Below are 917 nucleotides of genomic sequence, written 5' to 3' on the forward strand. Positions count from 1 at the left end.
AACGGAGTGTGACGGCCGCCCTCTTCCTTCGACAGAACGTAGATCTCGCCCGTGAAGTGGGTGTGCGGGGTGATCGAACCCGGCTTGCACAGCACCTGGCCGCGCTCGACGTCTTCACGCTTGGTGCCGCGCAGCAGCACGCCGACGTTGTCACCGGCCTGACCCTGGTCCAGCAGCTTGCGGAACATTTACACGCCGGTGCAGGTGGTCTTGACGGTGGGCTTGATGCCGACGATCTCGATTTCTTCGCCAACCTTCACGATGCCGCGCTCGACACGACCGGTCACCACGGTACCGCGACCCGAGATCGAGAACACGTCTTCGATCGGCAGCAGGAAGGGCTTGTCGATCGCACGTTCCGGCGTCGGGATGTAGCTGTCCAGGGCGTCAGCCAGACGGAAGATCGCCGGTTCGCCGATGTCGGACTGGTCGCCTTCGAGCGCCTTCAGCGCCGAACCCTTGACGATGGGAATGTCGTCACCCGGGAAGTCGTACTTCGACAGCAACTCGCGCACTTCCATCTCGACCAGTTCGAGCAGTTCTTCGTCGTCGACCATGTCGCACTTGTTCAGGAAGACGATGATGTACGGCACGCCAACCTGACGGGCCAGCAGGATGTGCTCGCGCGTCTGCGGCATCGGGCCGTCAGCGGCCGAGCACACCAGGATCGCGCCGTCCATCTGGGCAGCACCGGTAATCATGTTCTTGACGTAGTCGGCGTGGCCCGGGCAATCAACGTGCGCGTAGTGACGGGTCGCGGTCTCGTACTCGACGTGCGCGGTGTTGATGGTGATGCCGCGCGCCTTCTCTTCGGGCGCCGCGTCGATCTGGTCGTATGCCTTGGCTTCGCCGCCGAACTTCTTCGACAGGATCGTGGTGATCGCCGCGGTCAGCGTGGTCTTGCCGTGGTCAACGTG

The 917-nt window shown here is 63.2% G+C and carries 1 pseudogene; it reads right to left on the bottom strand.

The annotated features are described in order from the left end of the window. Positions 1 to 917, bottom strand: a pseudogene (gene tuf / locus CGK74_RS18550) (elongation factor Tu); the annotation flags it as partial.

It is taken from the genome of Thauera propionica, assembly GCF_002245655.1.
Lineage (GTDB): Bacteria > Pseudomonadota > Gammaproteobacteria > Burkholderiales > Rhodocyclaceae > Thauera > Thauera propionica.